The 25,282-nt window shown below is 46.2% G+C and carries 24 protein-coding genes; all 24 read left to right on the top strand.

The window, feature by feature from the left end:
• The first annotated feature begins 38 nt into the window (after window positions 1–38).
• The 24 genes from ACW6QF_RS11415 (at window position 39) to cysQ (ending at window position 25,170) form a co-directional block, all read left to right on the top strand.
• Window positions 39–1,010, top strand: coding sequence for a glycosyltransferase family 2 protein (locus ACW6QF_RS11415; protein WP_298554487.1), 972 nt, complete (start codon window positions 39–41; stop codon window positions 1,008–1,010).
• Window positions 1,007–2,293, top strand: coding sequence for a hypothetical protein (locus tag ACW6QF_RS11420; protein WP_456087920.1), 1,287 nt, complete (start codon window positions 1,007–1,009; stop codon window positions 2,291–2,293). Before ACW6QF_RS11415 ends, ACW6QF_RS11420 begins: the two co-directional genes overlap by 4 nt.
• A gap of 1 nt (window position 2,294) precedes the next feature.
• Complete coding sequence (locus tag ACW6QF_RS11425; protein WP_122204524.1) at window positions 2,295–3,158, top strand: NAD-dependent epimerase/dehydratase family protein; 864 nt, start codon at window positions 2,295–2,297, stop codon at window positions 3,156–3,158.
• Between the two features lie 6 nt (window positions 3,159–3,164).
• A complete protein-coding gene (locus ACW6QF_RS11430) occupies window positions 3,165–4,325 on the top strand; it encodes a glycosyltransferase family 4 protein (protein WP_298554480.1) in 1,161 nt (386 codons plus the stop codon).
• Between the two features lie 9 nt (window positions 4,326–4,334).
• Window positions 4,335–5,168: an aldolase/citrate lyase family protein gene (locus ACW6QF_RS11435; RefSeq protein ID WP_298554477.1), complete on the top strand. Its 834-nt coding sequence runs from the start codon at window positions 4,335–4,337 to the stop codon at window positions 5,166–5,168.
• Between the two features lie 356 nt (window positions 5,169–5,524).
• A complete protein-coding gene (locus ACW6QF_RS11440; protein WP_456087921.1) occupies window positions 5,525–6,394 on the top strand; it encodes an NAD(P)-dependent oxidoreductase in 870 nt (289 codons plus the stop codon).
• Window positions 6,395–6,416: 22 nt separating this feature from the next.
• On the top strand, window positions 6,417–7,022 hold the full coding sequence (locus ACW6QF_RS11445) for a sugar transferase (RefSeq protein WP_122204529.1): 606 nt from the start codon (window positions 6,417–6,419) through the stop codon (window positions 7,020–7,022).
• Window positions 7,023–7,261: 239 nt separating this feature from the next.
• Entirely contained in the window at window positions 7,262–8,335 is a 1,074-nt protein-coding gene (locus tag ACW6QF_RS11450; protein ID WP_456087922.1) for a polysaccharide biosynthesis protein, read from the top strand.
• A gap of 51 nt (window positions 8,336–8,386) precedes the next feature.
• Window positions 8,387–9,535, top strand: a complete 1,149-nt coding sequence (locus ACW6QF_RS11455) for a capsular polysaccharide biosynthesis protein CapF (RefSeq protein ID WP_456087923.1) — start codon at window positions 8,387–8,389, stop codon at window positions 9,533–9,535.
• Window positions 9,536–9,547: 12 nt separating this feature from the next.
• The gene (wecB, locus tag ACW6QF_RS11460; protein ID WP_456087924.1) at window positions 9,548–10,690 is read left to right on the top strand and encodes a non-hydrolyzing UDP-N-acetylglucosamine 2-epimerase; all 1,143 of its coding nucleotides are present in this window, start codon (window positions 9,548–9,550) and stop codon (window positions 10,688–10,690) included.
• 153 nt (window positions 10,691–10,843) lie between these two features.
• Complete coding sequence (locus ACW6QF_RS11465; RefSeq protein ID WP_456087925.1) at window positions 10,844–12,388, top strand: YjbH domain-containing protein; 1,545 nt, start codon at window positions 10,844–10,846, stop codon at window positions 12,386–12,388.
• 75 nt (window positions 12,389–12,463) lie between these two features.
• On the top strand, window positions 12,464–13,699 hold the full coding sequence (locus ACW6QF_RS11470) for a carboxypeptidase-like regulatory domain-containing protein (protein ID WP_456087926.1): 1,236 nt from the start codon (window positions 12,464–12,466) through the stop codon (window positions 13,697–13,699).
• A 50-nt stretch (window positions 13,700–13,749) separates the two neighbouring features.
• Window positions 13,750–14,517: a polysaccharide biosynthesis/export family protein gene (locus tag ACW6QF_RS11475; RefSeq protein WP_298554628.1), complete on the top strand. Its 768-nt coding sequence runs from the start codon at window positions 13,750–13,752 to the stop codon at window positions 14,515–14,517.
• Window positions 14,518–14,530: 13 nt separating this feature from the next.
• Complete coding sequence (locus ACW6QF_RS11480; RefSeq protein WP_456087927.1) at window positions 14,531–16,900, top strand: GumC family protein; 2,370 nt, start codon at window positions 14,531–14,533, stop codon at window positions 16,898–16,900.
• A gap of 5 nt (window positions 16,901–16,905) precedes the next feature.
• A complete protein-coding gene (locus ACW6QF_RS11485) occupies window positions 16,906–17,628 on the top strand; it encodes a tyrosine-protein phosphatase (protein ID WP_456087928.1) in 723 nt (240 codons plus the stop codon).
• A 102-nt stretch (window positions 17,629–17,730) separates the two neighbouring features.
• On the top strand, window positions 17,731–19,110 hold the full coding sequence (locus ACW6QF_RS11490; RefSeq protein ID WP_298554444.1) for a cytochrome c peroxidase: 1,380 nt from the start codon (window positions 17,731–17,733) through the stop codon (window positions 19,108–19,110).
• Window positions 19,111–19,153: 43 nt separating this feature from the next.
• Window positions 19,154–19,612 (top strand): septal ring lytic transglycosylase RlpA family protein, encoded by a 459-nt coding sequence (locus ACW6QF_RS11495; RefSeq protein WP_456087929.1) that lies wholly within the window; start codon window positions 19,154–19,156, stop codon window positions 19,610–19,612.
• 73 nt (window positions 19,613–19,685) lie between these two features.
• Entirely contained in the window at window positions 19,686–20,363 is a 678-nt protein-coding gene (locus ACW6QF_RS11500) for a response regulator transcription factor (protein ID WP_456087930.1), read from the top strand.
• Window positions 20,360–21,274: a sensor histidine kinase gene (locus tag ACW6QF_RS11505; RefSeq protein ID WP_456087931.1), complete on the top strand. Its 915-nt coding sequence runs from the start codon at window positions 20,360–20,362 to the stop codon at window positions 21,272–21,274. Before ACW6QF_RS11500 ends, ACW6QF_RS11505 begins: the two co-directional genes overlap by 4 nt.
• A gap of 276 nt (window positions 21,275–21,550) precedes the next feature.
• Window positions 21,551–22,549, top strand: a complete 999-nt coding sequence (locus ACW6QF_RS11510) for a 2-hydroxyacid dehydrogenase (RefSeq protein WP_456087932.1) — start codon at window positions 21,551–21,553, stop codon at window positions 22,547–22,549.
• Between the two features lie 94 nt (window positions 22,550–22,643).
• Complete coding sequence (locus ACW6QF_RS11515; protein WP_456087933.1) at window positions 22,644–23,510, top strand: patatin-like phospholipase family protein; 867 nt, start codon at window positions 22,644–22,646, stop codon at window positions 23,508–23,510.
• Between the two features lie 90 nt (window positions 23,511–23,600).
• Window positions 23,601–23,867 carry a hypothetical protein gene (locus ACW6QF_RS11520; RefSeq protein WP_456087934.1) on the top strand — a complete coding sequence of 89 codons (267 nt, stop codon included), beginning with the start codon at window positions 23,601–23,603 and terminating at the stop codon, window positions 23,865–23,867.
• Window positions 23,868–23,870: 3 nt separating this feature from the next.
• Window positions 23,871–24,275: a PIN domain-containing protein gene (locus ACW6QF_RS11525; protein ID WP_456087935.1), complete on the top strand. Its 405-nt coding sequence runs from the start codon at window positions 23,871–23,873 to the stop codon at window positions 24,273–24,275.
• A gap of 79 nt (window positions 24,276–24,354) precedes the next feature.
• Window positions 24,355–25,170 (top strand): 3'(2'),5'-bisphosphate nucleotidase CysQ, encoded by an 816-nt coding sequence (cysQ, locus tag ACW6QF_RS11530; RefSeq protein WP_298554626.1) that lies wholly within the window; start codon window positions 24,355–24,357, stop codon window positions 25,168–25,170.
• Window positions 25,171–25,282 lie beyond the last annotated feature (112 nt).

The raw sequence follows: 25,282 nt of genomic DNA on the forward strand, positions 1-25,282 counted from the left end.
AAAGGTCTATCATTTTTTATACTTTACGAAACTTACAGATGAAATTTAGTATCATTATCCCAATTTATAAAGTTGAGTTATACCTTCGACAATGTATTAATAGTGTCTTGAATCAGTCCTATAAAGATTTTGAATTAATTCTTGTTGATGATGGTAGTCCAGATAACTGTCCTGTTATTTGTGATGAATATGCGAGCAGGGATATAAGGGTGAAGGTAATCCATAAATTGAATGGAGGTCTTAGTGATGCCCGTAATGCGGGATTGGATATAGCTCAAGGAGAATATGTTTTGTTTTTGGATTCTGATGATTGGTGGGATGATGTATTGGCTCTTGAGAAAATTAATTTGAAAATCAAGGATACTGATGCTGATTTGATTATTATAGGCATGAAAAAGTTTTTTATGCAAAAAAAATGTTTTAGTGATGAGCGCATTCCTAAAAAATGTGATAAAATACAATTAACATTATCACATGTACAAGTTTTACAGGAATATATGCAAAGTAATATTTTTGTAGCTTGTGCATGCGATAAGGTACTCCGTAGAACTATTATTGAGCAAGATCATCAACGTTTTGTAAAGGGGCAATATAGTGAAGATATTGAATGGTGCTGTAAATTGCTAAAGAAAAAGTTATGTATAGAAGTTTTGGAAGAAGCGTTCTATGTGTATCGCCAGCAGGTTCCAACATCCATAACAGCAAATGTAGGAATAAATAATATACAAAGTATCGTTGAGATCATTGGTCGATATGCTATTCAGCGTTCTTCGGTTCCTTTGTTTCATTTTTTGGCTAACCAGTATGTGTTATTAATGGCAAATTATATGCGCTTACCTAAAAAAGAGCAACAAATGATGGCGCATAAGGTCAAGTCTTTTTGGTGGCTGTTAGTCTATAATTGGTATCCGTATGTAAAACTTGTTTCACGGATTAAGTTTTTAGGATTTGCGCTGACTACGAAAGTATTGAGGTTATATTATCTGTATCAATATAATTGGAAAAAATGAAAATACTTATTATTTCAAAAGAAGCTTGGCGAGACGAGCAAAATGGAGGTAATGTTCTTACTAATATGTTTTCTCATTTTTCTGGTTCAGAGTTTGCTCAGATATATTGCAATGAACAGGAACCCAACAATGCTATTTGCAGAAATTATTATCAGATGAGTGATAGGATGATGGTAAACAATATTCTGCATCGTACGAAAGTGGGACGAAAGGTAATTTATAATCATGTTCCAATTGCTACGGTGGCTATAAATGAGAGTTATCGTAAAATGGCTAGTTGGATAGGAGGTGATTTGAAACGGATAGTTCGTGAACTTGTTTGGCAATTAGGTAAGTGGGATGAAAGTGAGATAATATTTTATGCAAAGGAGTTTAATCCGGATGTTATTTTTGCTCCTTGTTATGGAAATCATTACATGCAGAAATTAACAATACTGGTTCATGAAAAGTTGAAGGCTCCTGTTATATCCTATATTTCCGATGATTTTTATACGAATAAACAGTTTAAATTTTCACCTGTTTTTTGGATGAATCATTTTTTCTTGAGAAGAAGAACTCGCACTACTTTTAAGCATTATTCGCTTGTTTATACAATGACCAATGAGCAGAAAGAGCAATGTGAGAGAGATTTTGGGGCTAATATGAAGATACTTAGAAAAAATGGACAGTTTGAGTCTCAATATTTAAAAAAAACGGTGAATTCTCCCATTCGTTTGGTGTATGCTGGTGGTATTTACTTGGATCGTTGGAAAACATTAAAAGTATTGGCCGATGCAATACGTGCTATTAACGTCGATGGAGTTAAGATGGTATTAGATATCTATACGAATAACCTATTAAATGATAAGATGCAACAAGCCATTAATGATGGTGTCAGCTCCAGGGTTCATAAGGCTGTTTCAATGGTTGAATTGATGGAAATCTATCATCATAGTGATGTTGCATTGCATGTAGAAGCTTTTGATGTTACTAATCGTCATATCGTTCGAATGTCTTTCTCAACAAAGATTATTGACTGTATGGACAGTGGCTGTGCAGTCATGGCTATCTGTGATGAGAAACAGGCTGGAGGTGCTTATCTTCGGAGAAATGGGTGTGCTATATGCATAAATGATTTATCAGAAGTTGCTCATGTATTAAGAAATATATTAGATAATCCACTGTTATTGATTGATTATCAACATAAAGCTTTCGAAGTGGGACGTAAATATCACTTTCAGAAAAATATTACAAGGGATTTGATTCAAGATTTTGAGAGTATAGAGAAGATTAAAAAATTGTGATATGAATATATGTATCATAGGTAAAAACAGCTATATCGGAAATCATATAGATAAATGGTTAAGTGCAAGAGGACATGAGGTCTTTCAATTAGATGTCTTAACAGAAGATTGGTACTCTTTTGACTATTCTGAATATGATGTTGTTATACAGGTTGCTGGTATTGTACATCGTCCAGATTGTAATGATGTGGCATTGTATAAACGGGTGAATACAGATATGCCTATAGAGATAGCAAAACTATTTAAAAGAAGTCATTCTAAACGTAAGACATTCGTTTTTCTCAGTACGATGGCTGTATTTGGTATCTCTAAGCGTTTGTCTAAAAATGTGATTACAGCAGATACACTTGTAGATCCAATAGGGCTTTATGGAAAAAGTAAACAGGCGGCTGAAGTCGGTTTGTTGAAATTACAAGATGACTATTTTGATGTGATTGTTGTTCGTCCTCCCAATGTATATGGTAAAGGTTGTAAGGGAGGGTACATTTTTGGTTTTGTAAAAGTGGTAAAAAAATTACCAGTAATTCCTGCTGCTTATACACAGGTGAAACAGAGTATGTTGTATATTGATAATTTGTGTGAGTTTATTCGATTAGCTATTGAGCAAAAATGTCATGGCATATTTATGCCACAGGATGAGAAAGCTGTTTCTGCATTAGATATTATGAATGCAATAGCTAAAGGACTTGGAAAGAAACTGAGGATAAGTCGATTGTTAGCTTTTGTTGTTTATTTAGGTCGTTTCTTCCCTCTTATACAGAAAGCGTATGGAGGAGTAGAGTATGATACAAGGCTTTCTAATATAGAGGAAATGAATTATGTGGTGGTCCCTTTTGAAGAAGCTATGAAAAGAACCATTAATTAAAAATTTATGGATAAAAAAGTATGTATTTGTACTACATTGTGGTCCTCTATTAATAATTGGATCCTTCCTTTTTTGAACGAGTATAATAAACGAGGAATAGATGTAACCATTGTCTGTAATATGGATAATGAATTTGAACAAGGATTAAAAGAGCATTTTCCTTTTGTACGCACCTATTGTATTGGTTTTCCTCGTGGCATTAATGCCATAGGTTCATTAAAGAGTATTTGGACTTTATACAAGTTTTTCAAAAAAGAGAAGTTTGATCTTGTTCAATATTCTACTCCTAATGCCAGTATGTATGGAGCTGTGGCTTCTTGGATGGCAAGAGTTTCTGTACGTTTATATTGCCAGTGGGGGATGGTTTATGTCACCATGGATGGAATAAAACGTTTGGTGTTTGAAAATATTGAGCGTATGGTATGTCGATTATCTACTCATGTGCAACCGGACAGTAAAGGAAATTTGAATTTTTGCCGTGATAATGGGCTGTATGATAAGGATAAGAGCTGTGTTATATGGAATGGAAGTGCTAAGGGACTTAATTTGGAGGCATATGATATTTCGAAGAAAGATGTTTATGCACGTGAAATCAAACAGCAGTATGGCATACCTGAAGGGGTCCCTGTGGTGGGGTTTGTTGGACGTTTAGGTAGAGAAAAAGGTTGCCATGAGTTGTTCAAGGCTTTTCAGAATGTAAAGAAGGAATTCCCCAAAGCTAAACTTTTATTTGTTGGTCCTATAGAGAAGAAAGAAACAATGGATGCTGAGATGCTGGAGTATTTTGAATCTTGTGATGATATCATTAAGACGGACAGAGTGAGTCATGTAGAGAAATATGCTTCTGCAATGGATGTTTATGTACTTCCAAGCTATCGGGAAGGTTTTGGAATGGGAGTTGTAGAAGCTTCTGCGATGGGGGTACCTGTAATTGTAACTAGGTATCCGGGGCCTTCAAGTGCAATGGAAGAGGGTGTTAGTGGTTATTCGGTTCCTGTTAAAGATGTTGATTTGTTGACAGAATATATCTTGAAACTTTTGAGCAATCCAATGGAAGCAAAAAAAATAGGACTGCAGGGACGGCAGTGGGTAGAAAAACGTTTTGATCAGAAAATATTCATTCAGAAATATATGGAAAATCGTGTGGATCTATTGAATTTGAAATAGTTGTTTATTATGCTGAAATTGATGTACATTACGAAATACCCAGAGATTGCACAGATTGCAGAAGAGGCGGGTGTAGATTGGATATTTGTGGATATGGAATTTATAGGAAAAGACTGTCGGCAAGGAGGTTTGGATACTGTACAGAACCACCATACCGTAGAAGATGTGGCAATTGTTAAAGCAGCAGTTCGTAATGCAAAGGTTCTTGTACGTGTAAATCCTATTCATGAAGTTTATTCTAATTATCTTTCAAGTAAAGAGGAAATAGATGCGGTAATAAAAGTAGGCGCTGATATTATTATGTTGCCCTATTTTAAGACAATAGAAGAAGTTGAAGTTTTTATTAAATATGTGGATAATAGGGCTAAAACTTGTTTATTAGTTGAAACACCTGAGGCTGCCTATTTATTGGAAAAGATTGTCGAGATATCAGGAATTGATATGATTCATATAGGACTCAATGATATGCATTTGGCTATGAGGATGAAGTTTATGTTTCAGTTGTTGTACGATGGCTCTGTAGACAAATGGGCAAGAGTGATTAAGTCAAAAGGGATTATGTTTGGTTTCGGGGGAGTAGCATCATTGGATGGGGGAGTAATTCCTGGACGAATGATATTAAAGGAACATTATCGATTAGGTAGCCAGATGGTAATCGTAAGCAGGAGTTTCTGTAATGTTGATAAGATTGGTGATTTAGGTGAAATTCGTACTATTTTCAGAAAGGGTATCCAAGATATTAGAATGTTGGAAATAGAATGCCAGCATCAATCTGATGACTATTTTGACAATAATCGTATTGTAACGAATAAAATTATAGAAGAATTTGTTAAAGTAATATAATATTTAGATGGAGTGGTGTTGAAAGAGAACTTGGATAGTTGTAAAGACTTGCAAACTATGCATTTTAGAGGGGCTTGGTTGGTAAGCAAAGATTATTTACCTGCTGATTTACTCTGTAATAGGTGGGGCGTGGAGATGTTGGGGGAGGCTGAATATTAGTGATGAACATCATTTGGATATGAAGAAGTATTTGAATAAGGAACTTTGTGATATGAGTATACGTGTGGTAAATATGAAGGAGACGGTAACAAGGGCGCGACTTTTGAATATCATCTTCACTCTGAATATGAAACTTCCTTTCTAACATTATTATGAACTTATTGCTTACAGGATGTTTTAAATACACTAAGGATCAGATGGAAACATTACGATCCTTAGGATTCTCTATTTATTTCATGCAGCAGGAAAAAGAAAAATTGCTTTTACCTGCATCTGAAATTGATGCTATAGTTTGTAATGGACTCTTTTTGAGTCATGATATAGACTTGTTTACTCGGGTGAAGTTTATTCAGCTGACAAGTGCAGGTTTTGATCGCGTTCCTCTAGATAAAATAAAGAATCGCAGTATTGAACTTTATAATGCTCGAAGGGTGTATAGCACGCCTATGGCGGAATGGGCATTGTTTAGAGTTTTAGAACAATATAAGCAGGGGTGGTTTTTTAAACAAGAACAGGCTGCACATAGGTGGACTAAACATAGGGGATTGCGTGAAATTTCAGGAATTAGAGTGGCAGTTATTGGTGCTGGTAATGTGGGGCAAGAAGTAGCTAAACGTTTCAGTGCGATGGACGCTTATACAGTAGGATTTGATATTCATACGAATGCTACTCCTTATTTTAATCAAATGAAATTGATCAGTACATTTGTACAGCATGTGAATAGTTTTGATGTTATTGTTGTCACGGCTCCATTACTACCTTCTACGAAAGGGTTGATTTCTCGAGATGTTTTGATATCGATGAAAGAGGGGGCAATTTTGATTAACATTGCTCGTGGTGGATTAATTGATGAGCAGGCAATGTGTGATGTATTAGCTCAGCGAAAAGATTTGTTTGTTGCTTTGGATGTATTTGAAGAAGAACCTTTGTCTGAAAAATCTTCATTGTGGGAGTTTGATAATGTGGCTATTTCTCCTCATAATTCTTTTGTAAGTAATAAAAATAATATTCGTATGTTTCAAGTGATGTATGATCATTTAAAAGAATTTATGTTAAAGCAAAAGTAGAAAATTACAAAACTGAAAAATAATGTACAAGTATTTTAAGAGATTCTTTGATTTTATGATTGCATTGGTAGCATTGATTATTTTATTCATACCACTGATTATTGTTGCTATCATTATTAAGTTAGACTCTAAAGGACCAGTAATTTTCAAGCAGGAACGTTTGGGTAAAGATGGTATCCCGTTTAAAATTTGGAAATTCCGTTCGATGTGTGTTGGGGCAGAAAAGCGAGGAACAGGAGTTTATTCTTATAAAGGAGATAATCGTGTAACCCGTGTGGGGAAAATTATTCGTGCTACTTCGATTGATGAGCTTCCTCAATTAATTAATATTCTTAGGGGGGATATGGCATTGATAGGGCCTCGTCCTGCATTAACTTATCATCCTTGGTCATATGATCAGTATGATGAACATCAAAAGCATATGTTTGATGTGCTTCCAGGTGTGACCGGATGGGCACAAGTGAATGGACGAAAGGAGGTACCTTGGCCAGAGCGCATCGAATTAAATGTGTGGTATGCTCAGCATATGAATTTTAGTCTTGATCTTAAGATATTCTTCATGACTATTTTTAAGGTGGTGACCAATGCTAATAACGAGAATGTGAGCGAGACTAGTGTCAAGAAGTGATAACTTAATAGATTCTTTGACAGGTTGCCGAATTCGTGTTGAGGAATCATTTCATTGTAGACGTGTAAGTCAACTTGGATATTCACTGATAAAGTCGATTATTCTCGAAATAATATTTTTCTTAGATATTCTTCAAGATGAGATAAATTCATCTGTTAAAAACTTTAAGTAATAAATGGGACTACCTGTCTGAAACATATTTTCGGTAGATTATTAACTATATATAATACATATACATTATGTCAGTATTCAAAGACAAAACCCTCCTGATCACCGGAGGCACCGGTTCCTTCGGTAACGCTGTGCTTCGGCGTTTTTTGGATTCCGATATTAAGGAGATCCGGATCTTTAGCCGTGATGAGAAAAAACAGGATGATATGCGTCATCAGTTGCAGAATCCCAAAGTGAAGTTCTATATAGGGAATGTGCGTAATAAGACATCGGTGGATGTGGCGATGCGGGGTGTGGACTATGTGTTCTCGGCTGCGGCCTTGAAACAGGTTCCCAGTTGCGAGTTCTTTCCGATGGAAGCGACCCGTACGAATGTGGAAGGGACGGAGAACGTGCTGCTTTCCGCGATCGAGCATGGCGTGAAGAAGGTGGTGGTCCTTTCTACGGATAAAGCCGCTTATCCGATCAATGCGATGGGGATCTCCAAGGCGTTGATGGAAAAGGTGGCGATCGCTAAAGGACGTGAGCTGGGCGAAGGGGCGCAGACGACGATCTGCTGCACGCGCTACGGCAATGTGATGGCGAGCCGGGGTTCCGTGATCCCTCTCTGGGTGGAACAGATGGAACAGGGTAAACCGATCACGATTACCGACCCGGAGATGACGCGTTTCATGATGACGCTGGATGATGCGGTCGACCTGGTGGTCTATGCGTTCACGCATGGACATAACGGTGACCTGTTCGTGCAGAAAGCGCCGGCAGCCACTCTGTCCGTCTTGGCACAGGCGTTGAAAGAGACATACGCGCAGATCGATCTGAAGTATCTGGATACGGAGGTGAAGGTGATCGGAACGCGTCATGGAGAGAAATTGTTTGAAACCCTTGTGACACGTGAGGAGATGGCGAAAGCGATCGATATGGGCGACTATTACCGCATCCCTTGCGATACGCGCGACCTGAACTACGACAAGTACTTTACCGAAGGAAGCGAATGCCTGTCCAAGATCGAGGACTATCATAGTCATAACACGACTCGTCTGGATGTCGAAGGAATGAAAAAACTATTACTCCGCCTACGTTTTATTAAGGAAGATCTCGGATTGATCGAACGGGCAAAACCGAGAGAAATCAGAAGCGAATAAAAATCGACTTCGTACCAAACCTCAAAACTTCAAACTTCAAATTTAAAAGAAATGAACATATTAGTAACCGGTGCAAAAGGCTTCATCGGTCGAAATCTTGTATCCCAACTTCATAATATCCAGTCGGGAAAGGCACGCAATTATCCTGTTTCTGGGACTGGATTGAAGGTCTTCGAATATGATGTGGACAGTGACCCGGCAGAATTGGATGTCTATTGTAAGAATGCCGATTTTGTCTTTAACCTGGCCGGGGTGAACCGCCCGAAAGACCAGTCGGAGTTCATGAAGGGGAATTTCGGTTTCGCTTCCCTCTTGTTGGATACGTTGAAGAAACACGGCAATACTTGTCCGGTGATGATCTCGTCGTCTACGCAGGCTGCGCTGGATAATCCGTATGGCGAGTCGAAGCGGGCGGGAGAGAACCTTCTGTTCGAGTATGCCGAAGAGACGGGGGCGAAAGTCCTGGTCTATCGTTTTCCGAATGTGTTCGGGAAATGGTGCCGCCCGAACTATAACAGTGCGGTGGCGACATTCTGCAACAATATCGCGAACGGTCTGCCTATCCAAGTGAATGATCCTAAGGTGGTGATGAACCTGGTCTATGTGGACGACGTGGTGGACGAGCTGATCGCCGCCTTGTCGGGTGAAGAACACCGCGAGGGGAACCATTGTGCCGTTCCGGTGGTCCATACGATAACGCTGGGCGGGATTGTCGATCTGCTTTATTCTTTCAAGGAGATGCCGGGTAACCTGACGGTTCCCGATTTGGGCGATCCTTTCACGAAGAAGCTCTATTCGACCTATCTGTCTTATTTACCGAAAGAGAAGTTCATCTATCCGGTACAGATGAAGACGGACGACCGGGGTAGCTTCACGGAGATCATCCGTACGCCGGACAGGGGCCAGTTCTCGGTGAACATCTCCAAGCCGGGCGTCACCAAGGGACAGCATTGGCATCACACCAAGAATGAAAAGTTTGTGGTGGTGAGCGGTCACGGCCTGATCCGGTTGCGTAAGATCGGGACGGACGAGGTGATCGACTTCGAGGTCAGTGGAGGCAAGATCGAAGTGGTGGAAATGATCCCCGGGTACACCCACAACATCATCAACCTTTCGGACACCGAAGACCTGGTGACCTTCATGTGGGCCAACGAACCGTTCGATCCGAACCGTCCGGATACTTATTTTGAAGAAGTGTAAAAACAGGAAATCATGAGCAAACTAAAATTAATGACCATCATCGGTACGCGTCCGGAAATCATCCGGTTGGCTGCCGTGATAAAGCGTTGCGATCGATATTTCGATCAGATCCTGGTGCATACCGGGCAGAACTACGATTATACATTGAACCAGGTGTTTTTTGACGATCTGGGCCTTCGTGCTCCGAACTATTATCTGGATGCGGTAGGCAAGGACTTAGGGGAAACGATCGGCAATATCATCGCCAAGTCGTACCGATTGATGGTCGAGGTGAAGCCCGATGCCGTCCTGGTGTTGGGTGATACGAACTCCTGCCTTTCGGTGATCGGAGCGAAGCGCCTGCATATCCCTATTTTCCATATGGAAGCCGGTAACCGTTGCTTCGACGAATGTCTGCCGGAGGAGACGAACCGCCGTATCGTGGATGTGACGGCCGATGTCAACATGTGTTATTCCGAACATGCACGCCGGTATCTGAATGCCGCCGGAACGCCGAGAGAACGTACCTATGTGGTCGGTTCGCCGATGGCGGAGGTGTTGCACGAAAACCTGAAGCAGATCGAGGCAAGCGACATCCTCGAACGTTTGGGATTGGAGAAAGGCAAGTATATTCTGCTTTCCGCCCATCGTGAAGAGAATATCGATACGGAAACCAATTTCTTCAACCTGATGAATGCGGTAAATGCTATGGCAGAGAAGTACGACATGCCGATTCTTTATTCTTGTCATCCCCGTTCTAAGAAGTTCATCGAACAGCGTGGTTTCAAATTCGATCCGCGTGTAATACAACATCAACCGCTGGGTTTCCATGATTACAACCATCTTCAGATGAATGCTTTTGCCGTTGTTTCCGATTCGGGCACGCTTCCGGAGGAAAGCAGTTTCTTCCTTTCCGTCGGCAATCCTATTCCTGCCGTATGTATCCGCACCAGTACGGAACGTCCGGAGGCATTGGACAAAGGCAACTTCATCCTGGCCGGTATTACGACCGAACAGGTGTTGCAGGCGGTGGATGTGGCGGTCGAGATGAATCGGGACGGTGCTCTGGGACTCCCCGTTCCCAACTACGTGGACGAGAATGTCTCGGTGAAGGTCGTCAAGCTGATCCAGAGCTACACGGGAGTTGTGAACAAGATGGTTTGGAGAAAATATTAATATAAAGGACAAGATGCAACGAATCGACACGCATCTATTGAACGAAGTCACAGTACAAGCGATCCTTTCTACCGGCATCAGGCTGTAGCCTGGACGGTTCAGCCTTGACCTTTCGGTTACTTTTGGATCAAGCCAAAAGTAGTAAAACAGAATATGAAAAACAAAAAAATAAAGAAAACCTTATTGACAATCAGCATCTCATTGTCGATTATCAATTCTCAATTGTCAATTGCCCAACGCTCGTTGGGCGTAACCGGTCTGCTGAACATTCCTTCGGCGGACATGCAGGAGGACGGTACGTTCATGGCGGGAGGCAACTACCTGCCTGAGGAGATGCTGCCCCGGGAGTGGGGATATAATTCGGGGAACTATTTCGTGAACCTGACGTTCCTGCCTTTTATGGAGGTGGCATATCGGTGCACGTTGCTGAAGGTCGAAAGTACCGGCAAATGGAACCAGGACCGTTCGGTTTCCCTTCGTCTGCGCCCGTTGAAGGAGGGGAAATGGTGGCCGTCGGTCGTGGTCGGTTCGAATGACTTGCTGACGACCGGAGAATTGAATCCATTTCACGAATCGGGCGGGAACCGTTATTTCTCTTCCGTCTATGCGGTCGGGACGAAGCATTTCGGTTTCTACGGCCATGATATCGGTGTGACGGCAGGAGGGCATGTGCCGTTCCGCAGCAGAAGCGAGAACAAGGGGGTATTCGGCGGGGTGAGCTACCGTCCGGCGTTCCTGAAGCCGCTTGAGGTGATGGCGGAATATGACTCGAAGGTGGTGAACGTGGGGCTGTCGGCCCGGCTGTTCGACCATTTTTCCTTGTATGCCTATTGCTACGATTTCAAGACGGTGGCGGGCGGGATCCGGTATGAGCTGACGCCCCGGTCTCGCGCGTTCCGGTCCGATGAGGTCCGTACACCTTGGGACGGACGGGTGGAGCTGGTGCTTTATCCGCAGATCACGTTGAACAATTCGTGGCTGGACAAGATATACGGAGCGGTGATCAACATCGCTCCGGCAGTGGAGGCGCGGCTCTGGAAAGGGGCGGCTTTCACGGGGCAGGTGATTCTGCCGGTATGGAACAACATGGTCGGGCAGATGGACTATATCCGGGCCGGAGTGCTGACCTTGAGCCAGGAGTTCGGATTGCCGGGAGGGGCTTTCGGACGGGTGTCGGTCGGCAACTTCACGAACAACCGGATGGGGACGGACCTGAAGCTGCGCTATGTCACGCCGGACAACCGTTGGATGTTCGGCCTGGAAGGCGGTGTGACCGGATCGTCCACCTTTTACGAGGGCAAATGGCAGTTGTCTGCCTGGAAGCGGGTAAGCGGGGCGGCGGAGGTCCGTTTCCGCGAAAGGCGTTTCAATATGGATTTCAATTTGGGCGTGCACCGCTATATCTATGGCGACTACGGGGTGCGGGTGGACTGCATCCGGCATTTCGGACGGACAACAGCCGGCCTGTACGCCATGTACACGGGAGGTGAGGCGAACGGCGGTTTTCATTTTGCCGTCCCGTTGCCGCAGTGGGGCAAGTCACGCAAGGTACGGGTGCGTCTGCCGGAATATTACCAGATGGAATATTCGGGACAGAGCGGCCTCGAATACTTCCGCCGGAAACTCGGACAGGACTACGAGACCCGTCCGGACGAGAGCAACGTCCTTCCTTATGACAGAAGAAATTATGATCTATGATCTGTTGCTGTCGGCTGAAGTCGACGGACATTGGAAATATCTTTTAATAACATAATAATTTTATTTTAAATGAGTATGAAAAAGAAAAATTTGTGGAGCGCAGTGCTGGCCATGAGCTTGGCTGTGACATTGAGTGTGGGGTCGGCAGGATGTAGTAAGGATAACGAACCGACTCCTGAAATCGTAGAGAATCCGTTGGATAAGGAGGTCTACTATATTGTAGGTAAGGTGACGGAAGACAACAAGGCGCTGGAAGGTGTCGAAGTCGGTGTTTCCGGAAAATCGGCCAAGACTGCTGCCGACGGAACATACCAGTTGGCGGTAGATAAGGTTGGGACTTATGTCGTGGCATTTGCTAAAGACGGATATGTCGGTGTTTCGGCGGATGCGGTGGTTCCTTCGGGCACACCGAAACAGGGGAGTATCTCTGTGTCCCAGGCAATGACCTCTTTGGCTACTCCGGTGACCGTATCGGCCGACCAGGACACGGTTGTGTATGACGGACGTACGCATGTGGCCGAACTGGCTGTTCCGGCAGGAGCCGTGAAGGAAGATACCGAGATTACGATGACCGAATATCTGAAAGGGGCGAAAGCCGAAGCGGATCATGCCAGTCTTTCGACAATCAACTGTACGCCTGACGGACTGAAATTTGAAAAGAGCGTGGAAGTGGCGGTGAAGAATGCGACCAGCAACGCGATCAGCTTTGCCGATGTAAAACATTTTGTGGAAGATGGCAATGCTTGGAAAGAAATGGGCACGGCCGATTTCGATGCGGACCGTAATGTTTATGCCTGTTCTTTGGATGGTTTCTCGAACCACTCTTTCGGTCCGGTTTATTCGGTATCCGATGCCGGTAGCTCGACAGAAAACCTGTCTACCGTCACAATCGACAACTTAGGCAAGATGGATGCCGCCGAACAGGAAGTTGCAGGTAAGCAGAAAATCGGCTGGGAAATCCGGGGCGACCTGAAACAGTTGTTGAGCGGCACGTTCTCCGCTTTGAGCGCCTCCGATCTCGAAAGCCTGGCGAGACAGCTGAACGCGGCCATCACGTCTACCAAAGGTTCGGCTGCCGGTGTGGAAGAGATTCCTTTCTCACTCGGTACGGCCAAAGTGGACGGAGACCAGAAGGTGACGATCGACATGAAGGCTAAGAAAAACCTTTCTTCCTTTTCTGTCAATTTCAACTACCAGGGTCGTGTCGTTCCGTTCAGCGTGGAAATCGCAACATACGCAGGTGTAAGCACGACGATCACTAAAGAAGGCGGTGCAAGCCATCCTGCACACGGTGGCGGCGTTGTCCAATAAGTCGCATTTGTTTATTTAATAAATAAAGAAGAGTGAAAATCTGGAATTATATGTTGATGTGCGTGGTGGTACTTTGTACCTCCTGCGCATCTTCCAAGAAAGTGGTTTACCTGCAGGATGTCGTCCCGCTGAAGCAGCAGGTGATCGAACAGAAATATGAAGTGTATATCCATAACGACGATCTGCTGGCGATTATGGTAAACAGCAAGAACCCGGAACTGGCATTGCCGTTCAATATGCCGTTGGTGACTTACCAGTTGGGAAGCGAAAGCAGCGGACAGCAGCGTGTGCTGGGCTATCTGGTGGATACCAACGGAGACATCGATTTTCCGATCCTCGGCAAGTTGCATGTGGCGGGACTGACCCGTTTGCAGCTGACGGACCTGATCAAGCAACGCCTGATAGAGGAAGACCTGATCAAGGATCCGATCGTGACGGTTCAATTCCTGAACTACAAGGTGGCGGTGATGGGTGAAGTGAACCGTCCGGGTTCGTTCAATATCTCCGGCGACCGTATTACCCTGCTGGAAGCCTTGAGTATGGCGGGTGACCTGACGATCTACGGGCGACGGGACCGGGTAGCCGTGATCCGCGAGAAAGATGGGAAACGGACGATCCTGATGCACGATCTCCGTTCATCCGATATCTTCAATTCTCCTTGCTATTATCTGCAACAGAACGATATCGTGTATGTCGAACCGAACAAGGCGAAAGCGGGACAGAGCGAGATCAACCAGAACAAGTCGGTGGGAGTGTGGTTGTCCGCTGCTTCGATCTTGGTTTCCATCGCGTCTCTGATTGTGACATTAACAAAGTAAAAAAAGAGAACCTATGAACACAGAACAAGAAACGAACACCCGCGTGGATGAGAACGAATTGAACCTGGGGGACATCCTGCAAACGGTGTTGGCTAACTGGTATTGGTTTGTTCTGTCTGTCGTGGTATGTGCCGGAGTGGCGTTCCTCTATTTGAAGTGGGCGCCCAAGGTATATACCCGGACGGCTTCGGTACTGATCAAGGACGATGCGAAGGGCGGGGCGATGAGCGAGTCGGCCGCTTTCGAGGATTTAGGACTTTTCGGTACGAAGCGGAATGTGGATAATGAAGTGCTGGTATTCAAGTCCAGGCGATTGATGACCGAAGTGGCACGCAACTTGCATCTGGATGTGAGCTACACGGTAAAGGACGGGCTGCGAACGGTGGAGCTATACACCCAGTCGCCCGTACAGCTCTCTTTTCCGGATGCGGAAGAGGCGCAGGCCTTTTCGTTGCAGGCGGCCCCTGTTTCCGGAAAGGAGGTGATGTTGTCCGGCTTCACCTTCGGAGATGAGGAGGTTTCGGACGGTAAGCCGATGAAGGTGGCGCTGAACGATACGGTCACGACGCCTGTCGGCAGAGTGGTGGTGGTTCCGTCGCTTTACTATGGCGACAAGTATTTCAATACGACTGTGCAGGTGACGAAATCGCCGTTGCAGAGTGTGGCGCTCCGTTTCCAGGACGTCTTGCAGGCCACTTTGGCGAGCAAGACGGCTACGATCATCAACCTGACGCTCCAGGATGTCTCCATCCCGCGTGCGGAGGATGTGATCAACACGTTGATCTCTGTTTACAATACGGACGCAATCAACGACAAGAACCAGATCGTGATGAATACCTCCAATTTCATCAACGACCGTCTGATCGTGATCGAGAAGGAACTGGGGGATGTGGATTCGGATATCGAATCGTACAAGCGGGAACATCAGCTGACGGATATCTCGTCCGAGACGGGTATGTACCTGCAGACGTCCAGCCAGTACCGTCAGGAGGGATTGAGCCTGGAGAACCAGTTGAGCCTGGCGAAATACATCAAGAACTACCTGACGGATCCCGGCAAGAACTCGGACCTGATCCCTGCGAATACGGGTATATCGGATGTGAACATCGAGTCGCAGATCGGGGAGTTCAACGAGATGTTGCTGAAACGCGACAAACTGATCAGCAACAGCAGCGGCAAGAACCCGGTAGTGCAGGATCTGAACAATTCGTTGATCGCGATGAAGCAGACCATCATCCGTTCGGTGGACAACCTGATCGTCGGTCTGAACATCAAGATCAAGAATATCCGGGCGCAGGAGGAACAGACGAGTCGCCGCATATCGGCCGTGCCGACCCAGCAGAAGGAGGTCCTTTCGGTGGAACGCCGCCAGAAGATCAAGGAAGAGCTGTATCTCTACCTGCTGAACAAGCGCGAGGAGAACGAGCTGACGCAGCGGATGACGGAAAGCAATGCCCGTATCATCGATCCGGCGGCGGGAAGCAATGCTCCGGTCGCTCCTAAGTCGATGATGATCCTGCTGGCTTCCCTCGTGTTGGGAGGTGCGATACCGGCAGGTGTCCTGTGGTTGTTGATGGTTAGCGACACGAAAGTACGTTCGCGGAAGGATGTGGAGGGGGTACTCTCCGTGCCGTTCCTGGGTGAGATCCCGATGCGCGACAAAAAGGACAAGGGCGAAGTGGTGGTGCATGAAAACGGCCGCGATTCGGTTTCGGAGGCGTTCCGTATCGTGCGTACCAACATGGATTTCATGCGGGTGAAGGAGAAGAACATGCAGGTGGTGATGTTCACCTCGTTCAATCCGGGAGCCGGCAAGACATTCGTCTCCATCAACCTGGCGATGAGTTTGGCCCTCACGCACAAGAAGGTCGTTTTGGTCGATCTCGATATTCGTAAGGGTACCCTTAGCTCCCATGTCCAGGTATCGGACATGGGAGTGACCAATTACCTTTCCGGCCGCATCGATAACGTCGACGAAATCATCCGGAAAGGGGAACTGTACGACAAGCTGGATATCATCCATGCCGGTCCCGTTCCGCCCAACCCTGCCGAACTCTTGTTGAGCGACCGGTTGGAGGCTTTGATCGCCGAGCTACGCAAACGGTATGATTATATTATCCTGGACAACGTTCCGGCCGGAGTGGTTGCAGATGCGGTGATCGTCAACCGGGTGGCCGACCTGACGATCTATGTCGTCCGTGCGGGCAAAATGGATCGTCGTGCCCTTCCCGAAGTGGAGAAGCTCTATCGGGAAGGCAAGTTGCGTAACATGAGCCTGATCCTGAACGGAACGGTCTACAAGCATGGGGCGTATGGCTACCATTATGGGTATGGATACGGTTATGGCTACGGATATGGTTATGAACAACGTAAAAACAAATAGAGAAGATGTTTTCCCTACTTTTTCCGAAGAAGAACGCGGTTCGCACCGATTTATTTAGGGGGACGGCAGATGTGCATTCACATCTGCTGCCCGGTGTGGACGACGGCGTGCAGAGCGTCGACGATATGCGTGCGGCTCTGAAATCGATGCGGGAGGCAGGTGTGGAACGTGTATTCCTGACCCCTCATGTGATGGCGGACCTGCCCGACAACCGGCGCGGTTATCTGCTGGGTCGTTTTGCCTGCGTGAAAATGTTTGCCCCGGAAGGGATCGAGTTGAGGCTGGTGGCGGAGTATATGCTGGATGCCGGTTTCCGTTTGCAGATGGCGGACGGATTGTTGACGTATGCGGACAGGCAGGTCCTGGTCGAGACTTCTTATCTCTCGCCTCCTCCCGACTATCTGAATTTGCTTTACGAGTTGAGGCTGGAGGGCTACACGCCTGTCTTGGCCCATCCGGAGCGGTATATGTATATGACGAAGGTGGATTATTTCCGGCTGAAGGACAAAGGCTACAAGTTCCAGCTGAACCTGTTCTCCCTTGCCGGCGTGTACGGCTCCCGTCCTGCCAAATATGCCGCATACCTGATGAAGGAAGGCTTCTACGACTACGCCGGCTCCGACCTGCATCATCCTGACGACTACGAAAGAAACCTCACCCGCCTGAAACTTTCGGGCAAAATGATCGACAGGCTCAAAAGGGTGCTGGAAAATAATAAGAGGCTATAGTTTTTATTTATTACTCCATAGATAAAACTGATAGACTTTCTACATACCTCCTGATAATTATGCCTACCTTTGCATTTAACAAATCTAAATAAACCAATAATTATGCTTAACACTATTCTTTGTAAAAGGACGGCATTACCTTTTGGGCTGCTTTCATTGGCTCTGGTTCTGCCATCGTGTGGTTCTTCCGAATACAAGAAGTATGCGGATAACCAGGCAAAACAGGTTGCTTCCATCCTTCGTGAGAACGGATGTATGCAATGTCACTCGGCTACGGCGGCGACTCCTTTCTACGGTAATCTTCCTCTGATCGGCCCGACTGTCAAGGCGGATATGCAGGAAGGTACGCGTTATCTGGACCTGACGGCGATGCTGGAGGCGCTCGACAATGGCAAACTCGTTTCCGAAGCCGACCTGGCCAAGTTGGAAGATGCTGCTCTATCCGGTTCCATGCCTCCCGCCAAGTATTCGCATATGCCGATGCACTGGGGTACGAACCTCGATAGCGACGAAAAGGCTATTTTGCTTTCTTGGGCGAAGGATGTCCGTAAGAAGAACTATTCGACACCTACCGTTGCCGAAGAATTTGCCAACGAACCTGTACAACCGTTGATGGCTTCCATCCCGACCGATCCGGCCAAGGTGGCATTGGGTTTCGATCTCTATCATGACACCCGTCTTTCCGGCGATAACACGATTTCGTGTGCTACCTGCCACGGATTGGCTACTGCCGGTGTGGACCGTAAACAATATTCCGAGGGTATAGACGGACAGTTCGGCGGTGTGAACGCCCCGACCGTGTATAACTCGGCTTTGAATATCCTCCAGTTCTGGGACGGACGTGCTGCCGACCTGAAAGAGCAGGCTGCCGGGCCTCCTTTGAACCCGGTCGAAATGGGCAGTCACTCCTTCGATGATATCTCGGTCAAACTGGCGGAAGACAAGGAATTGAGCAAACGATTCCTCGAAGTTTATCCGGAAGGTTTCAATCAGTCTACGATTACCGACGCGATCGCCGAGTTTGAAAAAACGTTGCTCACGCCGAGCCGCTTCGACAAGTATCTGATGGGCGATAAGACCGCTTTGACTGCTGAGGAGATCGCCGGCTACGAATTGTTTAAGGAGAATAAATGCGCAACCTGCCATACGGGTGTGAACTTGGGCGGTCAGTCCTTCGAGTACATGGGTATCAAGGATAATTATTTCGATTACCGTGGCACGGGGCTGACGGATGGTGACAACGGACGTTATTCCGTTACGAAGAATGAACAGGATCGCCATCGTTTCAAGACACCGACCCTGCGTAACGTGATGCTGACCCCGCCGTATATGCACGACGGTTCGATCGCGACGGTCGAAGATGCCATCCGTATCATGCACCAGTTCCAGATCGGTAAGAACATCTCGGACGCTGATACCAAGAGCCTTGTGGCGTTCCTGAACACGCTCACCGGAGAATATAAGGGCGAGCTGCTACAATAAAATCAAGAGCTTTACGTTATTGTAAAGTAAAACGATAACGTGTATGCCCTTCCGCCTGGTACATATCATCCTCCTGCTGGTCGCTTTTGCGGGCACGGGGGAAGTGTGGAGCCAGGAGGAAGGGCTTGCTTCTTATTACCACAACCGTTTCCACGGGCGTAAGGCTGCCAGTGGCCGGGTCCATGATACGGACGAAATGGTAGCGGCCCACAGGACGTATCCTTTCGGCACTTTCCTGCGTGTCACCAACCTGTCCAATATGAAGCGGGTGATCGTCTGTGTCACCGATCGCGGGCCTTTCCGCAAAGGCCGTATCATCGATGTCTCTGTCGGTGCGGCCGAACTCTTAGGATTTAAGAAAAAAGGTCTTGCCCGTGTCCGTGTCGAAGTCGTTCCGGGTAAAATAGATCTTAGTCTTCTCGATCTTCTCTATCCCAAGATTCCTTTTTTAGAGGTGGATCATCTTCGGGTGAAGCCGCCTTACAGGGTGGAGGCACGTTGATGATCGGATGATTTTCTACTTTTCACCTGAGAGTAATTTCTTATATTTGTAGCCCGATACACAAAAATATGCAATGGCTAAGATTTTATTAGTAGAAGATGAAATAAACATCGCCTCCTTCATCGAACGGGGCTTGCAGGAGTTCGGTCATGAAGTCCGCGTGGTCAATGACGGACAAGCCGGCTGGGAGTTGGTTCAGCAGGAAGATTTCCAACTGTTGATACTCGACATCATCATGCCGAAAATGAATGGTCTGCAACTCTGTAAGCAGTATCGCCAGGCGTGTGGCTACCAGTCGCCCGTTATCATGCTGACCGCTTTAGGGACGACGGACGATATCGTGAACGGCCTGGATGCCGGAGCCGACGACTACCTGGTGAAACCTTTCAGTTTTCAGGAACTGGAAGCCCGCATCAAAGCTCTTTTGCGGCGCACGGGGGCGGAACTTGCCGTACCGCTTCTGGGTTGTGGCGACCTGACGCTCGATCCGTCCAGCCACCGGGCGATCCGTGGCAAGGTGGTAATTGATCTGACCGTAAGGGAATACCGCCTGCTCGAATATCTGATCCGGAACCAGGGGACGGCACAGAGCCGGCTGACCTTGCTGAAAAATGTCTGGGACAAGAACTTCGATACGAATACGAATGTGGTGGATGTCTATGTCAATTACCTGCGCAGCAAGATAGACAAGGATTTTGACCATAAACTGATCCGCACCGTAGTGGGAGTGGGCTATATGATGGAAGCATGAAGACAGGAAACAAGATAGCGCTTTTTTATACGGCTATCACGATCGGCATTATTTCGGTGGTGACAGCCGTTTTTTATTTTCTGGCGACCGACTATATCAGTCGCCTCTACTATTCTTATCTGACGGAGAAAGCCACTCCGACGGCCGAACTCCTGTATCGGTACGGCGGGGACATCCAGTACCGGATCGGCTGGCTGTTGTTGGGGATGCTGGTGATCAGTGCCGTACTGGTCTATTTCGTCGGACGTTTGTATGCGACCCGCATGGTCGACCGTATCGATGCGGCTTACCAGAGTGAGAAGTCTTTTATCAGTAATGCGTCCCATGAACTGAATAATCCGCTCACAGCTATCCAGGGGGAATGCGAGATCAGCTTGTTGAAGGAACGTACGCCGGCCGAATACCAGGCTGCATTGGGGCGTATCGCCTCCGAAACGAAACGCATCATCCAATTGATGAAGAACCTTCTCTTTCTCTCTCATGGGGATAAGGAGATTTTGAAGAATGCACGTGAGACGGTTTTGTTGGCCGATTTCCTGATGCAGTTCGTGGGCAACCGCGTTCGCTTTACAACCGACCATTTCGCTTTTGCTATCGAGGCGAATCCGCATCTGTTGAAGATTGCTATCGGTAACATCTTGAATAATGCCTGTAAATATTCGGGAGAGGCGCCTGTCGAGATGCAGCTGAAAGGTTCTGTCCTGACCATTACGGACACGGGGATCGGTATTCCGGAGGAGGAGATCGCCCGTGTGTACCAGCCTTTCTATCGTGCCTCCAATACGCGGGAGTTCGCCGGGCATGGTATCGGACTCAGCCTTTCCATGCGTATCCTGAGAACCTATGGAGCCGAAATCACGATTACGTCCGAGGTCGGGAAGGGAACGACGGTGGAAATCGAATTCCCGTAAGTTTTAGGCTGCTGAACGATGGCTTTTATTATACCTTTTTGTGCAATATCGATAGCGGCAATATTTGATACCGCTCTATTTCGTTCATCAAGATAATAAGCGTAAAGCAACCAAAGGTAAAAAAGGACAGACTTCAAAAGAGGACTAAAAAGATTTTTAGAGAAACATATGGGCAGGTCCGGTTAAGCAACCTCTTAGCCGGACCTTTTTTCTGCTGCCAACCTATTCCTTTCAACATTTAGGCTGTTTTGATTGTTAGATATAAAAACAAATAATATGGCATACAGAATTGCATTCTTTGGAGCTAAACCGTATGATATAGCTTCATTCGACAAAGTAAATGAAAAGTACAATTACGACATTCGTTACTACAAAGGACATTTGAATCCGAACAATGTAGTATTGACGCAAGATACGGATGTCGTCTGTATTTTTGTCAACGACATTGCCGATGCCACTGTTATCGATGCAATGGTGAAGAATGGCGTCAAACTGTTGGCCCTTCGTTGTGCCGGTTTTAATAATGTGGACCTGAAAGCGGCCAAAGGGAAGTTGCCGGTCGTCCGCGTCCCGGCCTATTCGCCTTACGCCGTGGCAGAATATTCGCTTGCCCTGATGCTGTCGCTGAACCGGAAGATACACCGTGCCTACTGGCGTACGCGGGATGGAAATTTCTCGCTGAACGGCCTGATGGGGTTCGATATGCACGGCAAGACGATCGGTATTATCGGCACGGGAAAGATCGCCAAGATCCTGATCCGTTTGCTGAAAGGGTTCGGAATGCGCATTCTGGCTTATGACCTTTATCCCGACATGAAGTTTGCCGAGGAGGAAGGTATTTCTTATGTTTCGTTAGACGAGCTGTATCGCGAGTCGGACATCATCTCCCTGCATTGTCCGCTGACCGATCAGACAAGATATATGATCGACAAAGACTCCATCGGCAAGATGAAGAAAGGCGTAATGATCATTAATACAGGCCGGGGCCAACTGATCAACACCAACGACCTGATCGAAGGTCTGAAGGAGAAGAAAATTGCAGCCGCCGGTCTGGATGTGTACGAGGAGGAGGGCGAGTATTTCTATGAAGACAAGTCCGATAAAATTATCGACGATGATGTATTGGCCCGTCTGCTTTCTTTTAATAATGTGATCGTTACTTCACACCAGGCTTTTTTCACGAAGGAAGCCCTGCATAACATTGCAGAGACAACCCTTCAGAATATCGATGATTTCCGTCATCACCGTCCTTTGGTGAACGAAGTTATTCTGTAAAAAGACTATGTTTATATCGCTGATTTATTATATTTTTGTGGCCATTGTCCGGTGTGAGCCAGGCAATGGCTTTTATTTTTTATAGTAAACAAATATGGAAATAGACAGTCGTACAGGTCTGGTGCTTGAAGGAGGAGGGATGCGTGCCATCTTCACCGTCGGAGTGCTGGACTGCTTTATGGATCATGAGATTTGGTTCCCTTATACGATCGGTGTGTCAGCAGGGGCGAGCAACGGCATATCGTATGCCTCCCGGCAGCGCGGGCGTTCCCGGTTCAGCAATATCGACCTGCTGGAGAAATATGATTATATCGGTTTCAGACATTTCCTGCGGGGACGGGGCTATATCGACATGAAATATCTTTTTTATATTTATCCGGAGAAATATTATCCGCTCGATTACGAGACTTATTTCAAATCTCCGAACCGCTTCGTCATGGTTACCAGCAATTGCCTGACGGGTAAAGCCGAGTATTTCGAGGAGAAGAAGGACGCGGACCGTCTGGTCGATATCTGTTGTGCTTCCTGTACGCTTCCGGTGCTTTGTCCGGTGGCGTATGTCGACGGCGTCCCGATGGTCGACGGCGGTGTCTGCGATGCCATCCCGATCCGGCACGCCATCGACGACGGTTTCCGCAAGAACGTGATTGTCCTGACCCGCAACAAAGGCTACCGGAAGGAAGAGAAGGATTTCTGGCTGCCCGGTTTCATCTACCGCCGATATCCCGCTATCCGGGAACAACTGAAACTGCGCTACCGCAAGTATAATGAAGTGCTGGACTATATCGACGAACTGGAAGCGAAAGGAGACGCGATCGTCATCCGTCCGCAAAAGAAAATGGAAGTCGGCCGGACCACCAACAACCGGAAAAAGCTGTCCGCCCTCTATGACGAAGGCTATGCCGCAGGGCAATCCATAATCGAAAAACATCGGTTCGATTTCAAAACATCTATGCTTTAATGGTTCGCCATATTCGCAACATATGTTGTCCTATATTTGTCGATCTGGATAATTCTCTGTATCTTTGTGAAAAGCTCAAAAAATAAATATATGGATACAACAATCAAATTTTCTTCTAACCTTTCAGGTGATTTCGTGCGTTTATTGTTGTCAATGAGTGATAAAATGAAATTGCATGTGATCAAATTGTTGACTGATAGTTTGTTGAAATCTGAAATGGATGTGATTGATGAAAAGAAATATACGGAACAAATGTTGAAAAAACACGCTGGAACATGGAGCGATGATGAATCGGTGGATGATCTGATGAGTAAAATCCGGGAAAACACCTCGATTCGTGAACCTTTGAAATTCTGATATATGGCTTCACAATATATTCTTGATAGTAATATTTGCATACATTTGTTGCATAATCGTGAAGAAGTGGTTCGTGCAATAGCTGAAGTTGGTTGGCGTAATTGTCATATTACGGAGTTGACAGTTGTTGAATTATATTATGGAGCGGAATGTAGTAGCAACCCGCAAAAGAATAGGAGGGTAGTAACATCTTTTTTGGATGATATCGATATCCTTCCTTTTAGTATTTGCATTGACGAATTTTGTCGTCAGAAATACCGGTTACGCAAATTAGGGGCATTGATAGAAGATACCGATCTTTATATCGGTGCATCGGCAGTAGCAATGGGCTATACGCTTGTTACAGAAAATATCAAACATCTTTCTCGTTTGGATAATATAGACTTGCAAAATTGGGTAAAACGGTGATATATTCGGAAAATTCATCGGATTATTGAAGGAAAATATTTACATTTGTATATTAACACACTAAAAGATGCAAGTGATGATGAACAATTATGCAAATTACCTGTATATAGCTACACGCGCCGCCCTCGATGCAGGCAAAGCTATCATGGATATTTATACCGATCCGGACTCAGATTTCGGTATCGAACGGAAAGCCGATCATTCCCCTTTGACGAAAGCAGACAAGAAAGCCCATCAGATTATTTCGATGGCGCTATCCGTGACACCGTTTCCCGTGCTGAGCGAGGAAGGGAAGGAAATTCCTTTTGCCGAACGCTCTGCCTGGGATATGCTCTGGATCGTGGACCCGCTGGACGGGACGAAAGAATTTATCAAGAAGAACGGCGAATTTACGGTTAATATCGCCCTGGTGAAAGAAGGAGTTCCGGTGTTAGGCGTGATCTATGTCCCGGTACGGAAAGAGTTGTATTTCGCGGCTGACTCTGTGGGAGCTTTCAAGCTGGCCGGGATAGACAGCGGATATCAGCCTTCGATGGACGAGATACGGGAGAAAGCAGCCCGCCTGCCTATGTCGATGGGACACCAGGGCATTGTCGTGGTCGCTTCGCGTTCGCACCAGACGGAAGAGACGACAGCTTTTATCGAGAATCTTCGTAAGCAGGGACAGCCGGTTACCCTGATCAGTAGCGGCAGCAGCTTGAAGATCTGTCTGGTAGCGGAAGGAACGGCCGATGTCTATCCCCGTTTTGCTCCGACGATGGAGTGGGATACCGCCGCCGGGCATGCGATAGCGCGGGCCGCCGGATGCGATGTTTATCATATCGACGGGAAAACACCTTTAAAGTATAATAAGGAAGACCTTCATAATCCGTGGTTCATTGTCAGACCGCTCTGACGTATGTTTGTTCCGTTTGCTGAAACTTTTGGTCTGTAAGCAAGATAATCCCTAAAATAGGTTATCGTAATGAGATTAGATTTAATATTCTTATTACATTTGCACCTTATCT

Source organism: Parabacteroides sp., assembly GCF_977054455.1.